This window comes from Paraburkholderia sp. SIMBA_027 (assembly GCF_046535315.1).
GTDB classification, from domain to species: domain Bacteria; phylum Pseudomonadota; class Gammaproteobacteria; order Burkholderiales; family Burkholderiaceae; genus Paraburkholderia; species Paraburkholderia tropica.
Genome location: NZ_JAWRWY010001467.1, coordinates 1 through 241, shown reverse-complemented (window position 1 = coordinate 241; position 241 = coordinate 1). Strand labels below are relative to the sequence as shown.

Below are 241 nucleotides of genomic sequence, written 5' to 3'. Positions count from 1 at the left end.
ATACCATCATAGGCAGTAGGAAAGTTATCTTCATCACCTACTGGTGATGCAAATGTAAAGTTTGTTAAGTTTGTTCTAGGAAAAACTAATCCTTTTCCATCTGTAGTGTTAGTATCATCACTAAATCCATTCGTTGCACCAGAAGCATCCATAAATGGAGCCTGCCCTTGGATATTACCACTGGCAAAACCATTCGTTCTTAACTGAGCATTAGAATATTGGAACATTGCAAATGTAGAGG

General features: G+C 37.8%; 1 protein-coding gene. It reads right to left on the bottom strand.

The window, feature by feature from the left end:
• On the bottom strand, positions 1-241 hold a 241-nt coding region (locus tag SB764_RS44065), incomplete at both ends, for a hypothetical protein (protein WP_410867320.1).